General features: G+C 72.3%; 19 protein-coding genes and 1 pseudogene. 19 read left to right on the top strand and 1 reads right to left on the bottom strand.

Going from position 1 to position 21,973, the window contains the following annotated elements; translation table 11 throughout:
- Positions 1 to 78 precede the first annotated feature (78 nt).
- The 13 genes and pseudogenes from folP to ACIRPH_RS26430 all read left to right on the top strand — a co-directional run bounded on the left by folP (position 79) and on the right by ACIRPH_RS26430 (position 12,477).
- Positions 79 to 984 carry a dihydropteroate synthase gene (gene folP / locus ACIRPH_RS26490; RefSeq protein ID WP_402919043.1) on the top strand — a complete coding sequence of 302 codons (906 nt, stop codon included), beginning with the start codon at positions 79 to 81 and terminating at the stop codon, positions 982 to 984.
- Positions 981 to 1,424, top strand: a complete 444-nt coding sequence (locus tag ACIRPH_RS26485) for a nuclear transport factor 2 family protein (protein ID WP_402919041.1) — start codon at positions 981 to 983, stop codon at positions 1,422 to 1,424. Before folP ends, ACIRPH_RS26485 begins: the two co-directional genes overlap by 4 nt.
- Positions 1,421 to 1,780: pseudogene (folB, locus tag ACIRPH_RS26480) on the top strand (dihydroneopterin aldolase); the annotation flags it as partial. The gene ACIRPH_RS26485 and the pseudogene folB, both read left to right, overlap by 4 nt.
- Positions 1,781 to 1,854: 74 nt before the next feature.
- Positions 1,855 to 2,391: a 2-amino-4-hydroxy-6-hydroxymethyldihydropteridine diphosphokinase gene (gene folK, locus ACIRPH_RS26475; RefSeq protein WP_402919039.1), complete on the top strand. Its 537-nt coding sequence runs from the start codon at positions 1,855 to 1,857 to the stop codon at positions 2,389 to 2,391.
- A complete protein-coding gene (locus ACIRPH_RS26470; protein ID WP_402919037.1) occupies positions 2,391 to 2,879 on the top strand; it encodes a DUF3180 domain-containing protein in 489 nt (162 codons plus the stop codon). The genes folK and ACIRPH_RS26470 overlap by 1 nt, the downstream gene beginning before the upstream one ends.
- A gap of 437 nt (positions 2,880 to 3,316) precedes the next feature.
- Complete coding sequence (locus ACIRPH_RS26465; RefSeq protein ID WP_402919125.1) at positions 3,317 to 3,763, top strand: PH domain-containing protein; 447 nt, start codon at positions 3,317 to 3,319, stop codon at positions 3,761 to 3,763.
- Positions 3,764 to 4,312: 549 nt separating this feature from the next.
- Positions 4,313 to 5,707, top strand: coding sequence for a PH domain-containing protein (locus ACIRPH_RS26460; RefSeq protein WP_402919035.1), 1,395 nt, complete (start codon positions 4,313 to 4,315; stop codon positions 5,705 to 5,707).
- A gap of 243 nt (positions 5,708 to 5,950) precedes the next feature.
- Complete coding sequence (locus tag ACIRPH_RS26455; protein ID WP_330158369.1) at positions 5,951 to 6,190, top strand: chaplin family protein; 240 nt, start codon at positions 5,951 to 5,953, stop codon at positions 6,188 to 6,190.
- A 544-nt stretch (positions 6,191 to 6,734) separates the two neighbouring features.
- Complete coding sequence (locus ACIRPH_RS26450; RefSeq protein ID WP_402919033.1) at positions 6,735 to 6,977, top strand: hypothetical protein; 243 nt, start codon at positions 6,735 to 6,737, stop codon at positions 6,975 to 6,977.
- Positions 6,978 to 7,150: 173 nt separating this feature from the next.
- Complete coding sequence (locus ACIRPH_RS26445; RefSeq protein WP_402919031.1) at positions 7,151 to 8,035, top strand: Rossmann-like and DUF2520 domain-containing protein; 885 nt, start codon at positions 7,151 to 7,153, stop codon at positions 8,033 to 8,035.
- Between the two features lie 80 nt (positions 8,036 to 8,115).
- Positions 8,116 to 8,994 (top strand): pantoate--beta-alanine ligase, encoded by an 879-nt coding sequence (gene panC / locus ACIRPH_RS26440; RefSeq protein ID WP_402919029.1) that lies wholly within the window; start codon positions 8,116 to 8,118, stop codon positions 8,992 to 8,994.
- Between the two features lie 43 nt (positions 8,995 to 9,037).
- The gene (locus ACIRPH_RS26435) at positions 9,038 to 11,629 is read left to right on the top strand and encodes an L-aspartate oxidase (RefSeq protein WP_402919027.1); all 2,592 of its coding nucleotides are present in this window, start codon (positions 9,038 to 9,040) and stop codon (positions 11,627 to 11,629) included.
- Positions 11,630 to 11,694: 65 nt separating this feature from the next.
- The gene (locus ACIRPH_RS26430; RefSeq protein WP_402919124.1) at positions 11,695 to 12,477 is read left to right on the top strand and encodes a type III pantothenate kinase; all 783 of its coding nucleotides are present in this window, start codon (positions 11,695 to 11,697) and stop codon (positions 12,475 to 12,477) included.
- A gap of 75 nt (positions 12,478 to 12,552) precedes the next feature.
- On the opposite strand, the gene ACIRPH_RS26425 is transcribed toward ACIRPH_RS26430, so the two are convergent.
- The gene (locus ACIRPH_RS26425) at positions 12,553 to 13,509 is read right to left on the bottom strand and encodes a cation diffusion facilitator family transporter (RefSeq protein ID WP_402919025.1); all 957 of its coding nucleotides are present in this window, start codon (positions 13,507 to 13,509) and stop codon (positions 12,553 to 12,555) included.
- Between the two features lie 179 nt (positions 13,510 to 13,688).
- Between ACIRPH_RS26425 and lysX the strand changes: the two genes are divergently transcribed.
- From lysX to ACIRPH_RS26395, 6 genes are all read left to right on the top strand, one after another.
- Entirely contained in the window at positions 13,689 to 15,191 is a 1,503-nt protein-coding gene (gene lysX / locus ACIRPH_RS26420) for a bifunctional lysylphosphatidylglycerol synthetase/lysine--tRNA ligase LysX (RefSeq protein ID WP_402919023.1), read from the top strand.
- A 762-nt stretch (positions 15,192 to 15,953) separates the two neighbouring features.
- Positions 15,954 to 16,277, top strand: coding sequence for a LuxR C-terminal-related transcriptional regulator (locus tag ACIRPH_RS26415; RefSeq protein WP_330158420.1), 324 nt, complete (start codon positions 15,954 to 15,956; stop codon positions 16,275 to 16,277).
- A gap of 397 nt (positions 16,278 to 16,674) precedes the next feature.
- Entirely contained in the window at positions 16,675 to 17,277 is a 603-nt protein-coding gene (locus tag ACIRPH_RS26410) for an amino-acid N-acetyltransferase (RefSeq protein WP_402919022.1), read from the top strand.
- Between the two features lie 441 nt (positions 17,278 to 17,718).
- Positions 17,719 to 18,000, top strand: coding sequence for a hypothetical protein (locus tag ACIRPH_RS26405; RefSeq protein ID WP_402919020.1), 282 nt, complete (start codon positions 17,719 to 17,721; stop codon positions 17,998 to 18,000).
- A 215-nt stretch (positions 18,001 to 18,215) separates the two neighbouring features.
- Complete coding sequence (locus tag ACIRPH_RS26400; protein ID WP_402919019.1) at positions 18,216 to 18,554, top strand: Lsr2 family protein; 339 nt, start codon at positions 18,216 to 18,218, stop codon at positions 18,552 to 18,554.
- A gap of 861 nt (positions 18,555 to 19,415) precedes the next feature.
- Positions 19,416 to 21,926 (top strand): ATP-dependent Clp protease ATP-binding subunit, encoded by a 2,511-nt coding sequence (locus tag ACIRPH_RS26395; protein ID WP_402919017.1) that lies wholly within the window; start codon positions 19,416 to 19,418, stop codon positions 21,924 to 21,926.
- The last annotated feature ends 47 nt before the right edge of the window (positions 21,927 to 21,973 follow it).

Here is a 21,973-nt window from a genome sequence, read left to right as displayed (position 1 = left end):
CCGCCGGAAGTGACGTCGCGGACACCCGGCCGGGGGCACGAGCCCCCGGCCCCCGGCCGTACGCGTAGGGTGATCCTTATGGGGCCGAAACACACACTTCCGGGCCTGCCCGACCTCGGGCGGTGCCTGGTCATGGGGGTCGTGAACGTCACCCCCGACTCCTTCTCCGACGGCGGCGCGTGGTTCGATCCCGACAGGGCGATCGAACACGGTCTGCGCCTGGTCGAGGAGGGCGCGGACATCGTCGACGTGGGCGGTGAGTCCACCCGCCCCGGGGCGCAGCGCGTCTCCGCGGAGGAGGAGCTGCGAAGGGTCGAGCCCGTCGTACGCGAACTCGCCTCGCGCGGCGTCGCCGTCAGCGTGGACACCATGCGCGCGGAGGTCGCGGAGCGGTCCGTCGAGGCCGGCGCGGTGCTCGTCAACGACGTCAGCGGGGGCCTCGCCGACCCGGCGATGGCACGCCTCGTGGCCTCTTCCGGCGTTGCCTACGTGTTGATGCACTGGCGTGGGCATAGTCATGACATGCAGAGCCGTGCCGTGTACACGGATGTCGTCCAGGAGGTCCTCGATGAGCTCCGCGACCGTATGGAGGCCATGATCAGTGCAGGTGTCGACCCGGGTCAGATCGTTCTGGACCCGGGACTGGGATTCTCCAAACGTCCCGAGCAGGCGCACAACTGGGCGCTTCTCCACGACCTCGAACGCTTCCACGAGCTGGGGCGGCCGGTGCTGGTGGCCGGTTCGCGCAAACGCTTCCTGAGCCGGCTCCTCGGCGACGCCAAGGGCGAGGACCGCCCGTTCGCCGAGTGCGACGCCGCCACGGCCGCCGTCACCACGCTGTCCGCCGACCGCGGGGCGTGGGCCGTGCGGGTGCACGACGTGCGGCCCAACGCCGACGCCGTGCGCGTCTCCGCCGCCTGGGCCGACGGCGGCGCCCGCCTCGACGAGGGGCGCTCCGAGCCGCTGGACCGGGGCGGCCGGTGAAGTCGCGCCAGGAGGTCATGGAGCGCGTGGCCGAGGCCAACGCGCAGTTCTACAGCGCCATCGAGAACGGCGACATCGACCTGATGCGCAGCGTCTGGGCCGAGGAGCACGAGGCGCCCGACCTGGTCTGCGTCAACCCGGGCTGGCCGCTGCTGCGCGGGCGGACCGAGATCATGAGGGCCTGGTCGCTGATCATGGCCAACGTGACGTACATCCAGTACGTGCTCACCGAGACCCACATCGGGGTCGGAGGCGACATCGCCATGGTGACGTGCGAGGAGAACGTGCTCACCGCCGAGGACGGCAGCCCCGGCTTCGTCGCCGGGGGCCAGGTGGTGACCACCAACCTGTTCGTGGACACGGAGCAGGGATGGAGGCTGTGGTCGCACCACGCCTCTCCCGTGCTGATGGAGGACGACGACGAGGAGGACGAGGAGTGACGCGGGACCGCATCGCCCTCCGCGGCCTCCGCGCACGCGGCCACCACGGGGTGTTCGGGTTCGAGCGCCGCGAGGGCCAGGACTTCGTGGTCGACGCCGTGCTCCACCTGGACACCGCGGGGGCGGCGGCCTCCGACGACGTCGGCGACACCGTCCACTACGGGCTGCTCGCCGACCGGCTGGTCGCGATCGTGACCGGTGAGCCGGTCAACCTGATCGAGACGCTCGCCGAGCGCCTGGCGGACGCGTGCCTGGCCGAGCCCCTGGTGGACCGGGCCGAGGTGACGGTGCACAAGCCGTCCGCGCCCATCGACCACGAGTTCGCGGACGTCGCCGTCACCGTCGTCAGGGACCGGACGACCCCCGGAAACCCGGGGGAGCCCGGCGCCCCGGAGCCCGCCCGCGTCCCGGACGGACGGGGGTCGCGGACGTGACCCGGGCGGTGCTCTCCCTGGGGTCCAACCTCGGGGACCGGATGGCGACCCTGCAGGGCGCGGTGGACACGCTGCTGGGCGGGTCCGGTGCGCCCGTCCCGGTGGCGGTCTCCCCGGTCTACGAGACCGCCCCGGTGGGCGGGCCCGAGCAGGGGGCGTTCCTCAACGCGGTCCTCGTCGTGGACACGGCCGACACGCCCGGGGGGCTGCTGGCCCGCGCCCAGGGCGCCGAGCGGGCCTTCGACCGGGTCCGCGAGGTCCGGTGGGGGCCGCGCACCCTCGACGTGGACGTCGTCTCGTACGACGACGTGCGCGACGACGACCCGGCCCTGACCCTGCCGCACCCGCGGGCGCACCTGAGGGCGTTCGTCCTCCAGCCGTGGCTGGACGCCGACCCCCTCGCCGAACTGCCGGGCCGCGGCCCGGTCGCGGACCTCCTGGCCGAGCTCGTGGCCGGGGGCGCCGACGGCGGACAGGGACTCCGCGTGCGCGAGGACCTGCGGCTGCGGCTGCCGGGCGGGGAGGACCGCTGATGGCCGAGGACGACGAGGGGCGGCTCCGGCCCACGGGCTGGCGGGTGCCGGCGCTGCTGGCGGTGGCCGGGGCCCTCCTGGGGGTCCTGCTGACCAACGCGCTGCCCGCCCTGCCCCTCCTGCCGTGGTCGGCGATCCCGACCCTGCTGCTGCTCGCCCTGGCGGAGGGGTTCACCGCGGGGCGGACCCGCAGGCGCATCCGCCACGAGCCCGGCACGGAGCCGATCCAGCCGCTCAGCGCGGCCCGCCTGGTCGCCCTGGCCAAGGCGAGCGCGCTGTTCGCGTCGCTGGCGCTGGGCTTCTTCGCGGGCATGGCGCTCACGGTGTCGGACATGCTGGTGCTGCCCACGCAGCGGGAGGTGTTCCTGACGGCGCTGTTCACGGCGCTGTCCGCCGGTCTCCTGCTGGCCGCGGCCCTCTACCTGGAGTACTGCTGCCGGGTCCCCGAGGACGACGACAGGGGCGACGAGCCCCCGGCCGCCCGGTAGGCCGTGTCCCGCGGACCGTTCCGGGCCCGCGGCGACCGGCGCGGGCGCCGGGAGCGTCCACGGGGCGCGTCCCGGGCGCGCCGATCGCGGAAGCCGGCCGTCCCGCCCGACACGGTCGGGGAGGGCCTTCCGGAGCCGACGGGAGCCGGACCCCGCCGGTGTGCGGGGCGCCCCGTTCCGGCCCGCCGCGCGGCCGGGGGCGGCCGTCCCCCGCGACGGTCCGCCGGGCGCTTCCGGGGCGCCCGCGCGGCAGTCCGGCCCGGGGCCGCGCCGAGCCGCTCCGGCGGGGGGTTGCCCGCTGATGGTTGACTGGCTCCGTGGAGACCAGTGATCCGACACCGCAGCCGACGCCGCCGCCGAACCCGACCGGGGAGCCCCGGCCCGCCCGGCCGCTCGACACGGCGTTCGCCCCGCCCGCGAACACCTCCTGGAACCGCGTGTCGCCCGCCCTCGCGTGGTACCGCAGGCTCGCGGTGGGCGCGGTGTGCCTGATCGCCGGGGTCGGGGGCGCCGTGACGCTCTTCGTCTGGGCCTCCTGGCCGTGGGCCGCGGGCTGGACGGCGGCGGCCCTGGCGGCCTTCGCCGCGGGCTGGCTCCTGGCCGGGCGGTTCCGCGGGTCGTGGGGGTACGCGGAGGCCGCGGAGGAGCTGTACCTGACCTACGGGGTGCTCGTCCGCCAGCTGGTGGTCGTCCCCTACGGCCGCATGCAGGTCGTCGACGTCACCGCCGACCTGCTGGAACAGGCACTGGGGATCGCGACCGTGCGGGTGCGCACCGCGGCGAGCACCGCCGACATCCGCGTGGTCGGACTCCCCTTGGCCGAAGCCGTCCAGTTGCGCGACCGGCTCGCGGCGCGCAGCGAGAGTTTCTCGACGGGGTTGTAAGTGCACGGACCAGCTCAGCCGTCCCAGGAGCCCCAGCGTCCACCGGGGGAACAGCCCTCGGGGGAGGGCGCCGCGCGTGAGGACCCGCCGGGGCCGCAGAACACGGACCAACCGGGGTGGGTCCCGCCGGGCGGGGGCCCGCGCCCGGCGGCGGAGGGGGCCGAGCCCGGACCTCCGCCCGGCGCCCGGGCCCCCTCCGGCCCACGGTGGCCGGAGGGGCCGTCCGGCCCCCGGAGGGCTCCCGGCGCCCCGGGGGCGGCGCCGGAGGGGGCCGCCGGACGCGTGCCGGACGGCCCCCCGCCCGGCGCGCAGGAGGGTTCCGGCCGTCCGGGCGCCCCGGGCCGGACGGGACCCGTCCCCCGGGGGCCGCGGCCCCCGTACGGTCCGGGGGTCCCGCACGGCCCGGCGCCGCAGTGGCCCGGCGGCCGCACCGGCCGGCCGGCGCACCCGCCCGCCCCCGGAGCCGCCCCGGGACCGTACGGTCCCCCGGGGCCCGGCGGGTACCCCGCCGGCTTCCCGCCGGCCGGCCCGTACCCGCAGGCGCCGACGATGCTGCCCCCCTCGGTGGCGTGGCGCCCGCAGCCCGTACCGCGGCGCGAACCCGACGAGGACGTCACCACGGGCGTGTTCCGTCCGCACTGGATGCTCGTCCCGCTCCAGGTCGTCGGCGTCGCCCTGGTGTTCGTGGCGCTGGCCGGCCCGATTCTCACCATGTTCGGCTTCGGCTGGGTGGTGATGATGACGGTGGCCGTCGTGTTCGGCTCCCTCGCCTACGCCCTGCCCTCCTGGTGGTACGGCACCTTCGGCCTGCGCGAGGACCACCTGGTGGTCCACAGCGGTCTCGTGATGCGCAGCTCACGGGAGATCCCGCTCAGCCGCCTCCAGGCGGTGGACGTGGTCCAACCCCTGCTCATGCAGGTGTTCGGCGTGGCCGACCTGCGCATCGAGCTCGCCGGGGGCGACGGGAGCGCCATCCGGCTGAGGTGTCTGCGCAAGGGCCTGGCCGAACGGGTGCGCGCGGCGGTCCTCGCCCACGCGGCGGGGCTTCCGGGCCGTTCGCCCGAGGCGCCGGAGTGGCCGTTCTACCGGCTGCCGTTCCTCCTGCTGCTCGGCGCGCTGACCTTCCGGGTGCCGGTCCTGCTGTCGTTCGTGCTGCTGCTCATGCTGGCCACCGCCGGCGCGGTCTTCGCCGAACCGGGGGTGGCGGGCGCGCTCGTCCCCCTCACCCTGGGGCTGCTCCGCTACTTCTGGGGGCCCCTGGCCCGCTACACGGACTACTACGCCTCCCTGTCGTCGGACGGGCTGCGGCTGCGCTACGGCATGTTCCAGCGCCGCATGCAGACGGTCCCGCCGGGCCGGGTCCAGGCGGTGCGCGTGGTCGAGCCGCTGCTCTGGCGCGCGCTGGGGGTGGCCCGGGTGGAGGCCAACGTCGCGGGATACGCGGGAGCCCGCCAGGGCGACTCGGCCACCCTGCTCCCGGTGGCCCCGCGCCGGAGGGCCTACGCGCTGGTCGACGAGCTGTTCCCGGACAGCGCGGCGGCGCACGTGGCGATGGTGCCGAACCGGACCTGGGCGCCGGGGCTGGTCGGCGTCGACCGGCGCCTGTTCATCAGCACCCGGGGCCTGTTCTGCCAGGTGACGGAGATCGTCCCGGTGGAGCGCGTCCAGTCGCTGCGGCTGACGGCCGGCCCGCTGGCCCGGTTCACCGGCCTCGTGTCGGTGGACGTGGACACGCCCCCCGGCCCCGTCCGGGCGAGGGCGTCCGCCCGGGAGGCGGGGGAGGGCCGCCGGCTCGTGGACGCGCTCGCCGCGTACGGTCGCCGGGCACGGGTGCCGTCGGCGGGGACGGAGCGCTGGGCGACCCGTTCGACGCTGGAGCGGCGTCCGGGGCACGCGGTGGGATCCGGGGTTGCGGACGGGACCTATGACACCCCCGAAACCTGATGTGACGTGCAACACAATATGGGCCCGAAGTGCCTCCCATTGTGGACCACATGTCGGACATGGTTGATCACGAATGGTGATATCTCCAGCTCCGGGCCGCGGAAGACTTCCGAGTTTTGGTCACATGGAGTGGTTGCGTATGGCTAAATAGTGACTGAACACGGCGAGTGTTCAGTGTCATACACATAGTCAACGTTATCGACCGGTTGGCGCCCCCGCCGACCGGTCCGACGGGAGAAACACATGCTGAAGAAGGCTTTCGCCGCCAGTGCCATCGTTGCCGCCGCCGCCGGCGTCCTGTTCACCGGTGCTCCGGCCATGGCCAACAGCAACGTTTTCACCTCCGGCAACGGCAGCATCCTCGGCGGCAACCAGCTCGTCGCGGACCTGGACGTGCCGATCAACGTCTGCGGCAACGCGATCTCCGTCCTGGGCGTGGCCGGCGCCAACTGCGTCGACTCCGGCGCCACGGTCAAGAACTAGTACCGCGGTTCCCGCGGTACACGCAGGACAGATCGATCCGGCCCGACCGGGCGGGGGTGTCCAGCCGGAGACGTCCCGGCTGAACCGACCCGGCCGGGGTCCGCGAGCTCTCCGCGCGAGGCGCCATCCCGTGACGACGGGGTGGCGCCTTTCCCGTGTCCGCCGCCCGCCGCCCGGCGCCGACGCGCCCCGCCGTCTCCGGGCGGGGCACGGAGTCGGCCGCCGGGTCCCGGCCCCCGCGGAGCCCGCCCCCGGCCCTCCGGTCCGACGCGGCCGACCGCAACCCGTATTGGTGCGCGACTGGAACCCCGTGCTGCGGTGACGCAGTGCGCACGCGCCCCTCCCCGGTCTGCGACCTTTGCCCCGATCGCCCCCGAGACGCTCGACTACTCAGAGTCGGCATCTCCCTCGATTTCGTGATCACTCCAGCTCAACCCCGTTGAAGGGGCTTCTCGCCCAGTAACTTCTTCACCAGCGCCTCCGGGCGCCACGCACAACCGCGATCCGGCCGGCCCTCCCGGCCGGACAAAGAAGGAGTTCCATCGTGCTGAAGAAGACGTTCGCCACGGGTGCCGTGGCCCTCGCCTCCGCCGCAATCCTTCTCTCCGCCTCGCCGGCGGCTGCGGACTCCGAGGCATGGACCCAGAACTTCGACTCCGTGCTCAGCGGGAACACCACCCTCCACGAGCTGGAGAACGAGAGCGAGGGCTGCGGCATCTCCAACGCCGTCCTCGGCGGCAAGTCCGTGGGCTCCTGCTACAACACCGGCGTGATCATCCAGAACTGACCCGGGCCCCGCACGGGGGCAGGGGGACGACGGGCGGGGGCGGACACGACGTGTCCGTCCCCACTCGCGTCCCGGGGGCGGGGCGGCAGGTCACCGGCGGGGGAGGGCTATCGTGTGCACAGGCGTCACGGTGCGCGAGAGCCGGACGCACCGCACCACGAGGGGGCACGCACATGGAGACGACGCAGGGGCGCCCCGCCCGACTGCGGGTCGGCGTCATCGGTCCCGGCCGCGTGGGCTCCGTCCTCGGCCAGGCCCTCGGCCGCGCCGGGCACAAGGTCGTCGCCGCCTCCGCGGTCTCCGACGCCTCCCGCGAGCGCGTCGCCGCGCGCCTGCCCGCCGCGCGCGTCCTCGAACCGGCGCAGGTCGCCGAGGCCAGCGACCTCGTCCTGCTGACCGTGCCCGACGACGCCCTGCCCGACATCACCGAGGGGCTCGCCTCCACCGGCGCCGACCTGCGCGGAAAACTCCTGGTCCACGCCAGCGGGGCGCACGGCTACGGCGTCCTCGCCCCCGCCACCCTGGTCGGCGCGCTCCCGCTCGCCCTCCACCCGGCGATGACCTTCACCGGCCGGGACGAGGACGTCGACCGCCTCGCCAACTGCGCGTTCGGCGTCACGGCGCCCGAGCAGCTGCGGCCCATCGCCGAGGCCCTCGTGGTCGAGATGGGCGCCGAGCCCGTGTGGATCGAGGAGGAGAGGCGCACCCTCTACCACGCGGCCCTCGCCGGGGGCGCGAACCACCTCGTCACCCTCGTCGCGGACAGCGCCGCCCTGCTCTCGGCCGCCGGGGTCCCCGAGCCGGGCCGCATGCTCGCCCCCATGCTCAGCGCCGCCCTCGACAACGCCCTCCGCCTGGGCATCCACGGCCTCAGCGGACCCGTCCTGCGCGGTGACGCCGGGACCGTCGCCGGACACATCGAGCAGCTCCGCGAGAACGCCCCCGAGAGCGTCGCCAGCTACGTCGAGCTGGCCCGGCTCACGGCCGACCGCGCCATCAACGCCGGGATGCTCAAGCCCGAGGACGCCGTGCGCCTGCTCGACGTCCTCCGCCGCTGACGCCCTCCCCACGTCGCGCCCGGTGCGCGCCCGGCCGCCGCGCCGTGCGCGCCGCAGAACTCCACCACGGGAAACCACCGATGACCGAACCCACACCGCAGACCGCGACCGCCGCCGGCCCCCTCGTGGCGCGCACGCCCGAAGAGCTGCGCCGGGCCCTCTCCGGCCCCGGGCGCGTCGCCCTCGTCCCCACCATGGGCGCCCTCCACGGCGGCCACCGCTCCCTCATGCGCCTGGCCCGCGAGCGGGCGGACACGGTGGTCGTCAGCGTCTTCGTCAACCCGCTCCAGTTCGGCCCGGACGAGGACTTCGACCGCTACCCGCGCGACCTGGAGGCCGACACCGCCCTCTGCGCCGAGGCGGGGGTGGACGTCGTCTTCGCCCCCTCCGTCGCGACCATGTACCCGGCCCCGCAGATGGTCACGGTCGACGCCGGGCCGATGGGGGAGCGGCTGGAGGGCGCCTCCCGCCCCGGGCACTTCACCGGGGTCCTCACCGTCGTCGCCAAGCTCCTCAACCTGGTCCGGCCCGACACCGCCGTCTTCGGGGAGAAGGACGCCCAGCAGATCGCGCTCGTCCGGCGCATGGTCGCCGACCTCGACGTGCCCGTGGAGATCGTCGGGGCCCCCATCCTCCGCGACCCCGACGGGCTCGCCTCCTCCAGCCGCAACGTCTACCTGTCGGAGGCCGAGCGGCGCAGCGCGCTGGCGCTGTCGCGCGCCCTCCGGGCGGGCCGGGAGGCCGCGTCCGGGGGACCGGACGCCGTCCGCGCCGCCGCCCTCGCCGTCCTGGACGAGGCGGCCGGGGCCGCTCCCCCCGTCGTCCTCGACTACCTGGCCCTGGTCGACGCCGCCACCTTCACCGAGGCCGCGCCCGGCCACCGGGGGGACGCGGTCCTCGCCGTCGCCGCCCGCGTGGGCTCCACCCGGCTCATCGACAACGTGTCGATCCCCCTGTGACCGCCCCGGCCCCCGGGGCGGCGCCTCGCGAAAGAGACCCCAGATGAGTACACCCGCACAGACCAGGCTCGACGCACCCGGGCCCGGGTGGACGGTCGCGGCGGACGTCGCGGTCGTCGGTTCCGGCATCGCGGGCCTGAGCACCGCCCTGCGCTACGTCCAGAGGAGCGGGAGCGGCCGGGTCGTGCTGGTCACCAAGGACCGGCTGTCCACAGGGTCCACCGCCTACGCCCAGGGCGGGATCGCCGCGGCCGTCGCGCCCGGTGACGACCCCGTCGCCCACATGGTCGACACCCACCTGGCGGGGGGCGGGCTGTCCGACCCCCACGCCGTCAACGTCCTGGCCACCGAGGGCCCCGGCGCCCTGCGCTGGCTCATCGGCCTGGGCGCCGAGTTCGACCGCTCGGAGGACGGCGCCCTCGCCCTCACCCGGGAGGGCGGCCACCGCGCGGACCGCGTCGCGCACGCGGGCGGCGACGCCACCGGCGCCGAGATCCAGCGCGCGCTCGTCGCCGCCGTCCTCGCGGAGGAGCGGATCGAGGTCGTCGAGCACGCCCTCGCGCTCGACACCCTCCACGACCCCGCCACCGGGGCCGTCACCGGGGCGACCCTGCACGTGATGGGCGAGGGGGCCCGCGACGGCGTCGGCGCGGTCGTCGCCCCCGCGGTGGTCCTGGCCACCGGCGGCATCGGGCAGGTCTTCGCGGCCACCACCAATCCGCCCGTCTCCACCGGGGACGGCCTCGCCCTCGCCGCCAGGGCCGGGGCCAGGCTGCGCGACCTGGAGTTCATCCAGTTCCACCCCACCGTGCTCTGGCTCGGCGCCGACGCACGCGGTCGGCAGCCCCTGGTCTCCGAGGCCCTGCGGGGAGAGGGCGCCTACCTGGTGGACGCCGGCGGCGCACGCATCATGGAGGGCGTCCACGAGCTGGGCGACCTCGCCCCGCGCGACGTGGTCGCCCGCACCATCGCCCGCACCATGGCCGAGCAGGGCGTGGACCACGTGTACCTGGAGACCCGCCACTTCGGCGCGGCCACCTGGGAGAAGCGCTTCCCCACCATCCTCGCCTCCTGCCGCGCCAACGGCGTCGACCCCCTCACGCAGCCCGTCCCCGTCGCCCCCGCCGCCCACTACGCGTCCGGCGGCGCCGAGGTCGACATCGACGGCCGCACCAGCGTCCCCGGGCTCTGGGCGGTCGGCGAGGTCGCCCGCACCGGCGTCCACGGCGCCAACCGGCTCGCGTCCAACTCCCTGCTGGAGGGGCTGGTCTACGCCGACCGGATCGCCGCTCGCCTGGCCGAGGACCCCCGACCCGTCCCCGCGACGGGCGCCACCGCCGGCTCCGTGGCCCCGCTCGCCGACCCCGCCACCGCCACCCGGGTCCGCACCCTCATGTCGCGGCACGCCGGGGTGCTCCGCACGGGCGAGGGCCTCACCGAGCTGGTGGCCGAACTCGACGCCCTCGCCCGGCCGGCCGCGCCGGTCACCCCCGGCGTCGCCGCGTGGGAGGCCGCCAACCTGCTCACCACGGCCCGCCTCGTGGCCGCCGCCGCCCTGTACAGAACCGAGAGCAGGGGCTCTCACCAGCGTGCCGACTTCCCCGAGCCCAGACCGGGGCTCAGGATCCGGCCCGTCGTCGTCCGACTGGAAGGGGACACCGCCGTGACCACCGCCGAGGACTGGGAGCCTTCCCTGCCGTCCGCCCTCGTGGCCGAACTCGACGCCGTCTCCTTCCCCCTCGCCGGGGCGGACCGGAGCCCGGAGGCCCGGGACGAGTTCGCCCTCACCTGCACCGCCCCCCACCGGTCCCACGTGGAACTGGTCCGCCGCGCCCTCGCCGAGGACCTCACCGGGGGCCCCGGCATCGACGTCACCAGCGTCGCGACCATCCCCGCCGACCAGGTGCGCACCGCCCAGGCGGTGGCACGGGCCGACGGCACCGTCAGCGGGCTCCCGCTCGCCGAGCTCGTGTTCTGGCTGGTCGCCGACGGCGCCCTGGAGGTCACGCGCACCGCGCGGGACGGCGACGCGGTCAAGCGCGGAGACGTCCTGATGACCGTCACCGCCCGTACGCGCGACCTGCTCACCGCGGAGCGGACCGCGCTCAACCTCCTCACCCACATGTCCGGGATCGCGACCGCCACGCGCTCGTGGGTGGACGCCGTGGCCGGCACGCGGGCCCGCGTCCGGGACAGCCGCAAGACCCGCCCCGGGATGCGCGCCCTGGAGAAGTACGCGGTGCGCTGCGGAGGCGGTGTGAACCACCGGTACGGCCTCGGCGACGCGGGTCTGGTCAAGGACAACCACGTGGTCGCCGCCGGGGGCGTCGGCGCGGCGGTGCGCGCCGTCCGCGAGCGCTTCCCCGACCTCCCCCTGGAGGTCGAGGTCGACAGGATCGACCAGATCGAGGACGCCATCGCCGCCGGCGCGGAGGAGATCCTCCTCGACAACTTCACCGTCGACGGGCTCCGGACAGCGGTCGCCCAGGTCGGGGGCCGTGCGCGACTGGAGTCCTCCGGCGGACTGACCCTCGACGTCGCGGGGGACGTGGCACGCACCGGGGTCGACTACCTCGCCGTCGGCGCGCTCACCCACTCCAGTCCCGCGCTCGATATCGCCCTCGACCTGTTGTGAGGGTGCCCGAGTGGTGGAAGATTCCTTGAGAACACACCACTTCGACCATGGATGAGGCCCTCAGAATGCTGCTCGCGATCGACGTCGGCAACTCCGAGACGGTCTTCGGTCTCTTTGAATCCGACGAGCTCCTCGAACACTGGAGAGTGGGTACCGACACCCGGCGCACCGCCGACGAGTGGTCGGTGGTGCTGCGCGGGCTCCTCGACGCGAGCACCCTCGGCGGCCCGGAGGACATCGACGGGCTCGCCCTGTGCTGCTCGGTGCCGTCGGTCCAGCACGAGATGCGCGACATGTTCCGCCGCCACTTCGGCGACGTCCCCGCGGTCATCGTCGAACCCGGGGTCAAGACCGGGGTGCCGATCCGGATGGACAACCCCAAGGAGGTGGGGAGCGACCGGATCATCAACGCCCTCGCCGCCAACCACCTCTACGGCGGCCCGGCCGTGGTCGTGGACTTCGGGACCGCGACCACCTTCGACGCGGTGAGCGTCAAGGGCGAGTACGTGGGCGGCGCGATCGCCCCCGGCATCGACATCTCCGTGGACGCCCTGTCCCGGCGCGGCGCCCAGCTGCACATGGTGGAGATCGTCAAGCCGCGTTCGGCCATCGCCAAGAACACCACGGAGGCGCTGCGCTCGGGCATCGTGTTCGGGTTCGCGGGCCAGGTGGACGGGATCGTCGACCGGATGGTCGCGGAGCTCACCGACTCCCCGGACGACGTGACCGTCGTGGCCACCGGCGGGCTCGCGTCCACGGTCATCGGCGAGTGCGAGACCGTGGACCTGCACGAGCCGTGGCTCACCCTGATCGGGCTGCGCCTGGTCTTCGAGCGCAACACGGGCTGAACCCGGCCGGGGGAGGGGGCGCGCCCCCTCCCCCGGGCAGGGCCGGTGCGGCGCCGGGGCCGCACCGGGCCCGGCTCACGCGGAGGTCCCGGCCCCGGGGGAGGAGGGGGACCCCGGAGCCGTGCGGAACAGGTCGGGCTCGATGTAGATCAGCGTGGCGATGGGCACGGACGCGCGGATGCGCTCCTCCGCCTCGTCGATCGCCCTGGTCACCCGGCCGGCGTCGTCCCGGGCGTCCACCGCGACCTTGGCGGCCACCAGGAGCTCCTCGGGGCCCACGTGCAGGGTGCGCATGTGGATGAGGCGGTCGACGTCCTCGACCGACTCGATGGCACTCCGGATCGCCAGGACGTTCTCGCGTGTGGCGGACTCGCCGACCAGCAGGCTCTTCACCTCGGCGGCCAGCACGACGGCGATGACCACGAGCAGGACGCCGATGGCGGCGGTGCCCAGGCCGTCCCACAGGCCGTTGCCGGTGATCAGGGTCAGGCTGACGCCGAGCAGCGCGAACACCAGGCCGAGCAGGGCGCCGGCGTCCTCCAGCAGGATCACGGGCAGTTCGGGGGCCTTCGCCCGGCGGACGAACTCCACCCAGCTCGCCTTGCCGCGGACGGCGTTGGACTCCTTGACAGCCGTCCTCATCGCCATCGACTCCAGGCCGATCGCGATCACCAGGACCGCGACGGGCACCCACTGCCACTCGGTGATGGGCTCGGGGTGGGAGATCTTGTGCCAGGCCTCGTAGAGCGCGAACAGGCCGCCCACGCTGAACAGCACGATCGCGACCACGAACGCGTAGATGTAGCGTTCGCGCCCGTAGCCGAAGGGGTGCTCCTCGGTGGCGCCCCTCCGGGCGCGCTTGCCGCCGATGAGCAGCAGCGCCTGGTTGCTGGAGTCGGCGACCGAGTGGATGGACTCGGCCAGCATGGAGGACGAGCCCGTCAGTACATAGGCCACGAACTTCGTGACGGCGATCCCCAGATTCGCAACCAGTGCCGTGACGACGGCCTTCGTGCTTCCCTCAACGCTCATTGTCCGACTCTCGGTAGGTTCTGCTCCGGTGGTGGGGGCGCGGGTCAAGGCAGCGCAATACTAGTGATCCGGACACGCCCGGCCCACCTCCCGGAACCGCGTGGCACGGTCCCGGCGCCCCCGTCCGGGCGGGGTCCGCGCGGTCGGCCGGGGCGCGGACCGCCGGTAGGATCGTGCGCGTGACTGACACGCACGACGACACCTACGACGACCTGCCCGAACAGATGCGGGTCCGGCGCCAGAAGCTGGACCGTCTCCGGGAGGAGGGGATCGACCCCTTCCCCGTGACCTTCCCGCGCTCCACGTCGATCGGTGCCGTGCGCGACAAACACCAGGGACTGGAGCCGGACGCCCACACGGGCGTCGTCGTCTCCATCGCCGGTCGCGTGATGCTCTACCGCACCGGCGGCAAGCTCTGCTTCGCGACGCTGCGCGACGAGACCGGCGACGTCCAGGTCATGCTGTCCCTGGACCAGGTCGGCCAGGAGCGGCTGGACGCCTGGAAGGCCGACGTCGACCTGGGCGACCACGTCGGCGTGGAGGGCGAGGTCATCACCTCCCGCCGCGGCGAGCTGTCCGTCCTCGTGAACTCCTGGACGCTGACGGCCAAGTGCCTGCGCCCGCTCCCGGAGAAGCACAAGGGCCTGACCGACCCCGAGGCCCGTGTACGGCAGCGGTACGTCGACCTCATCGTCAACCCCGACTCCCAGCTGATGGTGCGCCGCCGCTCGGCCGCCATCCGGGCGATCAGGGAGGGCCTGAGCCGGCGCGACTTCATCGAGGTCGAGACCCCGATGCTGATGCGCGTGCACGGCGGCGCCACCGCGCGGCCGTTCACCACGCACATCAACGCCTACGACATGGACCTGTACCTGCGCATCGCGCCCGAGCTGTCGCTCAAGCGCCTGGTCGTGGGCGGCCTGGAGAAGGTCTTCGAGGTCAACCGCAACTTCAGGAACGAGGGCGCGGACTCCACGCACAACCCCGAGTTCACGATGCTGGAGTTCTACCAGGCGTACGCCGACTACAACGTCATGGCGGACATCACCCGGGAGCTCGTCCAGGACGCGGCGCGCGCGGTGTTCGGCACGACCGTGGTCGAGCGCGACGGCGAGGAGTACGACCTCGGCGGCGAGTGGCCGCAGATCACCCTGTACGGGGCCGTGTCCGACGCCCTCGGCGCGGAGGTCGACCCGCGTACCCCCGTCGAGGAGGTCCGCCGACTGGCCGGGGCCAAGGGCGTCGAGTTCAGCTCCGACTGGGGTCAGGGCAAGCTCGTCGAGCACGTCTTCGAGGAACTGGTCGAGCACACGCTCCTCCAGCCGACGTTCGTGCGCGACTTCCCGGTCGAGACCAGCCCGCTCACGCGCCAGCACCGCGAGGACCCGCTGCTGACCGAGAAGTGGGACCTGATCGGGTTCGGCATGGAGCTGGGCACCGGCTACTCGGAGCTGGTCGACCCGGTCGAGCAGCGCGAGAGGCTCACCCGGCAGTCCCTGATGGCAGCCGAGGGGGACCCCGAAGCGATGCAGCTGGACGAGGACTTCCTGCGGGCGCTGGAGTACGGGATGCCGCCGACCGGAGGCGTGGGGGTCGGCATCGACCGTCTGCTCATGGCCTTCACCGGCAAGAACATTCGGGAGACCGTGCTCTTCCCGATCGTGAAGCCCTCGGGGGACTGAGCGGGGCGTCCGTCCGCCGCGTCGCCGGGGCCCGGAAGGCCGTGCGGCGCGGGGGGCCGGGACGCGCTGCGGCGCATCCGCGCAGGAATGGCCGATAAGGGCCGCGCCGGGTGGCCGAAATTGGGGACCGGGGTCGTCGCACCAGGGGTGCGCCGGCCCCTTCCGCGTGTCCCGGCCCCGGCGCCGGAACAAGGGACATGACTCACCGACCGGACATAGAAGGCGAACCCGCGGTCAGACCGTGATGGCCGCGGGGATAGGCCAGAGTTTTTCCAGGGGCCGGAGCGCTATAAGCAGCCGCTCTCAGGTAAAGATTGTTTACGCAGGTCAATGCCCTCGGGGATTTTTCTTTCCCCTTGCCTTGTCACAGAAGGATCTTGCATAACTACACATGGTGATTTATCGGGTCTTGACGGTATCATCTCTGCGGCCTAGCGTGCTGAGGGCGGGCCGAGGCCCGTGAGTTTGCCGAAGTGGATCGAGAACGACGGCGAGCGCGAAACGGGACCGCCGATGCGGTCCGAATTCGCGCGCGCATGCGCGCCCTCGGTGTGGTCTGTCCGTCCCAGACCCCAGCGAGTCGGCCAGCCTGCGACCCGTGCGCCCGGAACTCCCCCCGACCCCTGTGCCAGAGGGGTCCGCCGGGGATTTCGAGGCCCGCGGAGTCTCCGTCCGCTCCGACGGGGCGACCCCCGGTCGGCGCACTCGCGTCCATCAGGTGACGAGTTGATGTTCCGCACTCACATGATGAGGGAGGACGGAGTGGAACAGGCCACACTCGTACGACGTACCGTTGAGGACCATGGCGCTCTCCAGCCGAGGGAGCACCGGGAGAGCGTGGTTCCCCTTCAGACCCGCCCGCGCGACACGGCTGTCAGCAGTCCGTACGCGCCGGTGGAACTGAGCCACGAGGAGCTCGAACTGCTCGCAGAGATCGCCACCGGCGTGACCACCGAGGTCGCGGCCCGGCACCTGGAGCTCAGCGCGAGGACCCTGCGCCGGCGTATCCGCAACATCTGCGACGTACTCGGCGTGAACACACCCATCGAAGCGGTCGTCTGGGCCGCGCGGCGGCAGCTCATCTGAGCCGAACCCCCGGCTGGAGCCGGATCCGCACACGGGAATGACCGACCCAGGGGGCGCACGCGCACCGCGAGGGCCGGGAGGAGACTCTCCGGCCGGCGGTGCCGCGGTGCCCCCGATCTCGTGTCCGCGGCCGGGAGCCGGAGCACCCCCCGCCCGCGCGGCGGTACTCCGTGGGGTCCGTGCGCGTGTGGTCGCGCACCTCGGGTGGGGGTTCGTGCCCGCCCCCCGCCCGCGCGGCGGTGCTCCGTGGGGTCCGTGCGCGTGTGGTCGCGCACCTGGGGTGGGGGTTCGCGTCCGCCCCCCCGCCCGCGCGGCGGTGCTCCGTGGGGTCCGTGCGCGTGTGGTCGCGCACCTCGGGTAGGAGTTCTCGCCCGCGTGGGCATAGTCTGGTCCGGCTATGCCCGTTCGCCATGTTCACGTGCGTCGCGCCAGGACGCGCGACGTCGCCGCCATCCGCCGTCTCGTCGACACCTACACCGTCGACCGGAGGGTGCTTTCCAAGAGCACCGTCAACCTCTACGAGGACGTCCAGGAGTTCTGGGTCGCCGAGGCGGAGGTGGTTCCGGACATGTCGCCCGCGGGGCCGGAATCCTCCCCCGGTGCGGTCCCCGAGGCGGAGGTCGAGCACCGCCTGGTGGGTTGCGGAGCCCTTCACGTGCTCTGGGAGGACCTGGCCGAGGTGCGGACCGTCGCGGTCGACCCCTCCCTGCGCGGTTTCGGCGTGGGACACCGAATCGTGACCGAACTCCTCGCCACGGCCCGTGAGTTGGGTGTGCGCCGTGTGTTCTGTCTGACATTCGAGACCGGTTTCTTCTCCAAACACGGCTTTGCCCCGATCCAGGGGACCCCTGTCTCGTCCCGTGTGTACGAGGAACTCCTGCGTTCCTATGACGAGGGAGTTGCCGAATTCCTCGACCTGGAGCGGGTTAAGCCCAACACCCTCGGGAACACCCGGATGCTTGTGCGCCTCGACGACGCGGCCGACCCCGCCCGCGCCTAAAGGATTTCGGGTGTGCTTGGTACGGAGTTCCCCTTACGCGGCCCCGCCCGTGCCGCTCCGGCGTCCGGACTCGGGGCGGCTTATGCACACCGGGGGGTATGGAGGTGGAACAGGGCAGGTAATGTGTACCTGCGTCCGGCTGGCCGTCCTCATGATCGAGTTCGGCGGGGCGGTGACGAAGGGTTGTGATTTGACCCCGCAAGACCCCGTGTTCCGGCCGCACCCGCACGAGGGCACCGAACCCATGACCGGACATTGGCGCCCACGGGGTTTGCGGGAGGCCGCTCGGGTACGTCCGGTGTCAAACCGGGGGCAAACGATGTCTATGATGTCGGGTATGCGTTTGCCAGGTCGTACGGCGCGCCATCCCCCCGGAGTGGCCCGACACTGAGTCGGGTATTTGCTGCAATAAGTAACAACCAGGAAGGGTGGAGCGCTTCGATGGGTGACTTTTTGTCGTCGGTGGTTCCCCCTGGACTGATCGACGTATTGTCGGCGCTCATCCCCCCTGTGGTTGTCGGTACCGTCTTCTGTGCCTTCGTCATCAACCTGCTGCGCAAGGAGATGGCGCCGCGGCGGATGGACGGAAGCCTGGTCAGCAATGACGGGGCGGCGCAGGACGCGACCGACCACAAGGGCGCTGCCGAGGTCCGCGAGACCGGGGCGACGAACGAGACGCCGATTGTCCAGGGTGGGGAACGCGCCGAATCCGACGGTCGTTGATACGGTACTTGACCGGTTGCGTGAAGCCCGGGGGCCGGGTCTCGGTCCCACCGCGTGCGCGGGCCAACTCGCCGCACCCGCGCTGCTCCGGCGACCCCCCAAACCACGGTCGGCCCCAGACGATTTCTGGCACGCCGGGAATTGTCTTCCGCGTTCGCGCGGGATAGCTTTATATTCAGGTGTGCAGACACCGCTCTTCTGAAAGGTTTGATTCCATGGCACAGAAGGTCCAGGTTTTCCTGGTCGACGACCTCGACGGCGGCGAGGCCGAGGAGACGGTGACGTTCGGTCTGGACGGATCGACGTACGAAATCGACCTCAGTGCGGGTAATGCCGCCAAGCTTCGCGAGGCCCTTAACCCGTTCGTCGAAGCCTCCCGCAAGGCTCCGTCCAAGACGAACCGCCCCGCCGCCCGCCGGGGCAGCCGTAATGCGCCCAGCCGCGAGCGCAGCGCCGAGATTCGCGCGTGGGCGAAGGCTGCCGGCAAGCCCGTCAATGAGCGCGGCCGGATCCCCGCCGCCATCGTCGCCGAATATGAGGCCATCAAGGGCTAGGTCCCGCGACCGCCTTCGGTTCGCCGAAATGTTGTCAGGGCTTGATCGAATTTCGACCGGTGCCCACCAGGAGCACCCGACTCCCTCATCCGGCACCGCCTGACACCGGTGGACCCGTCACACGCGGATCCTGTGACACGGGGTTCCCCGCCATGGGGATGCAGGGGACGAGGGGATACGACGGGCACCGGATCCCCGGCGGCCGGCGCCGAGCCGGCGCCGCCGGATCCGGACCGCGGGCGCACCGCCGCCCCGGGTCCTTCCGGCTCCCGTCTCCGTGACGCGGCTCGGACGGGGGTCCCGCCGCTCGCCGCGGTGTACGCGGACGCGCCGACGACCGGGGCGCCACAGCGCTTCCCGTCCTCGTGGAGGCTCTCGACTTCCGGCCCTGCGGCCGCACGGCCGCAGGGCCCGGGGCCGTTCCGCCGACCCGGCGGAGCCGTACCGCGGCCCACCGGGGCCGACGCGCATTTCCCGCTTTCGGGGCCGACTGACCCGGCCCGAAGAACAACACGCGGTTCGGCTTGTTCGCTCAGAGCCGATTATCGGGCTTGTACACGTGCGGTCCGGGGACTCCCGTGATGGATGGGAGTGTCCGGGCCGTTCGCCTTCGGCGTACAGGGAAATCTGACGCGTCAATTGGTAGTTGGATGTTGGGTGAACGCCCTATCGTCGGGGAAAGTCTCTGGCACGGACGGCTGAGAGGTCGGCCATGCGGAGAGGTTCGCCCGGTCGGCAGCCTGTCGACCGGCGGGTGCGACAGTGCTCCCCTGGGCGGTTATCCCTGTGGGGCCGATATGCGGAAGAGTTGGGTCGGCGAGACCGTCCCTGCCTGACCGCTCTGTAGAGGAGCGACGAGACATGTTCGAGAGGTTTACCGACCGCGCACGGCGAGTGGTGGTTCTGGCCCAGGAAGAGGCCAGGATGCTCAACCACAACTACATCGGTACGGAGCACATCCTGCTCGGCCTCATCCACGAGGGTGAGGGCGTCGCCGCCAAGGCTCTGGAGAGCCTCGGTATCAGCCTCGAAGCGGTTCGGCAGCAGGTTGAGGAGATCATCGGCCAGGGCCAGCAGGCGCCGTCGGGGCACATCCCCTTCACCCCGCGCGCCAAGAAGGTCCTTGAGCTGTCGCTGCGCGAGGCGCTCCAGCTCGGCCACAACTACATCGGTACCGAGCACATACTGCTGGGTCTGATCCGCGAGGGCGAGGGCGTCGCCGCCCAGGTCCTCGTCAAGCTCGGCGCGGACCTGAACCGGGTCCGCCAGCAGGTCATCCAGCTGCTGCACGGCTACCAGGGCAAGGAGCCGCAGGCCACCGCGGGCTCCTCGGAGTCCACCCCCTCCACCTCCCTGGTGCTGGACCAGTTCGGTCGCAACCTGACCCAGGCCGCCCGGGAGAGCAAGCTCGACCCGGTCATCGGCCGGGACAAGGAGATCGAGCGCGTCATGCAGGTGCTCTCGAGGCGGACCAAGAACAACCCGGTCCTCATCGGTGAGCCCGGCGTCGGCAAGACCGCCGTGGTCGAGGGCCTGGCCCAGAAGATCGTCAAGGGCGAGATCCCCGAGACGCTCAAGGACAAGCAGCTGTACACGCTGGACCTGGGCGCGCTGGTCGCCGGAAGCCGCTACCGCGGCGACTTCGAGGAGCGCCTCAAGAAGGTGCTCAAGGAGATCCGGACCCGCGGCGACATCATCCTGTTCATCGACGAGCTGCACACGCTGGTCGGGGCGGGCGCGGCCGAGGGCGCCATAGACGCCGCCTCGATCCTCAAGCCCATGCTGGCCCGGGGTGAGCTCCAGACCATCGGCGCCACCACCCTGGACGAGTACCGCAAGTACCTGGAGAAGGACGCCGCCCTGGAGCGGCGCTTCCAGCCCATCCAGGTGGACGAGCCCACCATCAAGCACGCCATCGAGATCCTCAAGGGCCTGCGCGACCGGTACGAGGCGCACCACCGGGTCTCCATCACCGACAGCGCCCTGGTGGCGGCGGCCCAGCTGGCCGACCGCTACATCAGCGACCGGTTCCTGCCGGACAAGGCGATCGACCTCATCGACGAGGCCGGCTCGCGGATGCGCATCCGCCGGATGACCGCTCCGCCGGACCTGCGCGAGTTCGACGAGAAGATCGCGGGCGTGCGCCGGGACAAGGAGTCCGCGATCGACGCGCAGGACTTCGAGAAGGCCGCGTCCCTGCGCGACGACGAGAAGCAGCTCCTCAACAAGAAGGCGCAGCGGGAGAAGGAGTGGAAGGCCGGCGACATGGACGTCGTGGCCGAGGTCGACGAGGAGCTCATCGCCGAGGTCCTGGCCGCCTCCACCGGCATCCCGGTCTTCAAGCTCACCGAGGAGGAGAGCTCCCGGCTGCTGCGCATGGAGGACGAGCTGCACCGCCGGGTCATCGGCCAGGAGGACGCCATCAAGGCGCTCTCCCAGGCGATCCGCCGTACCCGCGCCGGTCTGAAGGACCCCAAGCGCCCGGGTGGCTCGTTCATCTTCGCCGGTCCGTCCGGTGTCGGCAAGACCGAGCTGTCCAAGACCCTGGCCGAGTTCCTGTTCGGGGACGAGGACGCGCTGATCCAGCTGGACATGTCCGAGTTCATGGAGAAGCACACGGTCTCCCGGCTGTTCGGCTCGCCTCCCGGCTACGTCGGCTACGAGGAGGGCGGCCAGCTCACCGAGAAGGTGCGCCGCAAGCCGTTCTCCGTGGTCCTGTTCGACGAGATCGAGAAGGCCCACAACGACATCTTCAACTCCCTGCTGCAGGTGTTGGAGGAGGGCCGTCTCACCGACGCCCAGGGTCGCAACGTCGACTTCAAGAACACGGTCATCATCATGACCACCAACCTGGGCACGCGGGACATCTCCAAGGGCCAGGCCATGGGCTTCGCCAAGGAGGACAACGCCCAGACCAACTACGAGCGGATGAAGGCGAAGGTCAGCGAGGAGCTCAAGACCAACTTCCGTCCCGAGTTCCTCAACCGCGTGGACGACATCATCGTCTTCCACCAGCTGACGGAGGCGGAGATCTTCCAGATCGTGGACCTCATGATCACGAGCCTGGACGCTCGCCTCAAGGAGCGGGACATGGGGATCGAGCTGCGCCCGAAGGCGAAGCAGATCCTGTCCGAGCGCGGTTTCGACCCCGTGCTGGGCGCCCGCCCGCTGCGCAGGACGATCCAGCGGGAGATCGAGGACCAGCTGTCCGAGAAGATCCTGTACGGGGACCTCAAGGCGGGTCAGATCGTCGTGATCGACGCCGAGGGCGAGGGCACGGACGCCAAGTTCACGTTCAAGGGCGTGCCGAAGCCGGCCGCGGTCCCGGACACCCCGGAGATCGAGGAGTCGGCCGCGGGCAAGAGCGACTGACACGGCTGAACCGGACGCCGTCCGTCACGGGGGCACCCCTTCGGGGG

The organism is Nocardiopsis sp. NPDC101807, assembly GCF_044766605.1.
GTDB lineage: Bacteria > Actinomycetota > Actinomycetes > Streptosporangiales > Streptosporangiaceae > Nocardiopsis > Nocardiopsis tropica.
This window is presented reverse-complemented; position numbering and strand designations above follow the sequence as displayed.

Excerpts from the sequence above, each read along its gene's own strand:
- panC (WP_402919029.1), top strand. The coding sequence starts at position 8,116 with ATGACCGAACCCACACCGCAGACCGCGACCGCCGCCGGCCCCCTCGTG.
- ACIRPH_RS26460 (WP_402919035.1), top strand. The coding sequence starts at position 4,313 with ATGCTGCCCCCCTCGGTGGCGTGGCGCCCGCAGCCCGTACCGCGGCGC.
- ACIRPH_RS26430 (WP_402919124.1), top strand. The coding sequence starts at position 11,695 with ATGCTGCTCGCGATCGACGTCGGCAACTCCGAGACGGTCTTCGGTCTC.
- ACIRPH_RS26425 (WP_402919025.1), bottom strand. The coding sequence starts at position 13,509 with ATGAGCGTTGAGGGAAGCACGAAGGCCGTCGTCACGGCACTGGTTGCG.
- ACIRPH_RS26410 (WP_402919022.1), top strand. The coding sequence starts at position 16,675 with ATGCCCGTTCGCCATGTTCACGTGCGTCGCGCCAGGACGCGCGACGTC.
- ACIRPH_RS26405 (WP_402919020.1), top strand. The coding sequence starts at position 17,719 with ATGGGTGACTTTTTGTCGTCGGTGGTTCCCCCTGGACTGATCGACGTA.
- ACIRPH_RS26470 (WP_402919037.1), top strand. The coding sequence starts at position 2,391 with ATGGCCGAGGACGACGAGGGGCGGCTCCGGCCCACGGGCTGGCGGGTG.
- ACIRPH_RS26395 (WP_402919017.1), top strand. The coding sequence starts at position 19,416 with ATGTTCGAGAGGTTTACCGACCGCGCACGGCGAGTGGTGGTTCTGGCC.
- folP (WP_402919043.1), top strand. The coding sequence starts at position 79 with ATGGGGCCGAAACACACACTTCCGGGCCTGCCCGACCTCGGGCGGTGC.
- ACIRPH_RS26435 (WP_402919027.1), top strand. The coding sequence starts at position 9,038 with ATGAGTACACCCGCACAGACCAGGCTCGACGCACCCGGGCCCGGGTGG.
- ACIRPH_RS26400 (WP_402919019.1), top strand. The coding sequence starts at position 18,216 with ATGGCACAGAAGGTCCAGGTTTTCCTGGTCGACGACCTCGACGGCGGC.
- ACIRPH_RS26445 (WP_402919031.1), top strand. The coding sequence starts at position 7,151 with ATGGAGACGACGCAGGGGCGCCCCGCCCGACTGCGGGTCGGCGTCATC.
- ACIRPH_RS26455 (WP_330158369.1), top strand. The coding sequence starts at position 5,951 with ATGCTGAAGAAGGCTTTCGCCGCCAGTGCCATCGTTGCCGCCGCCGCC.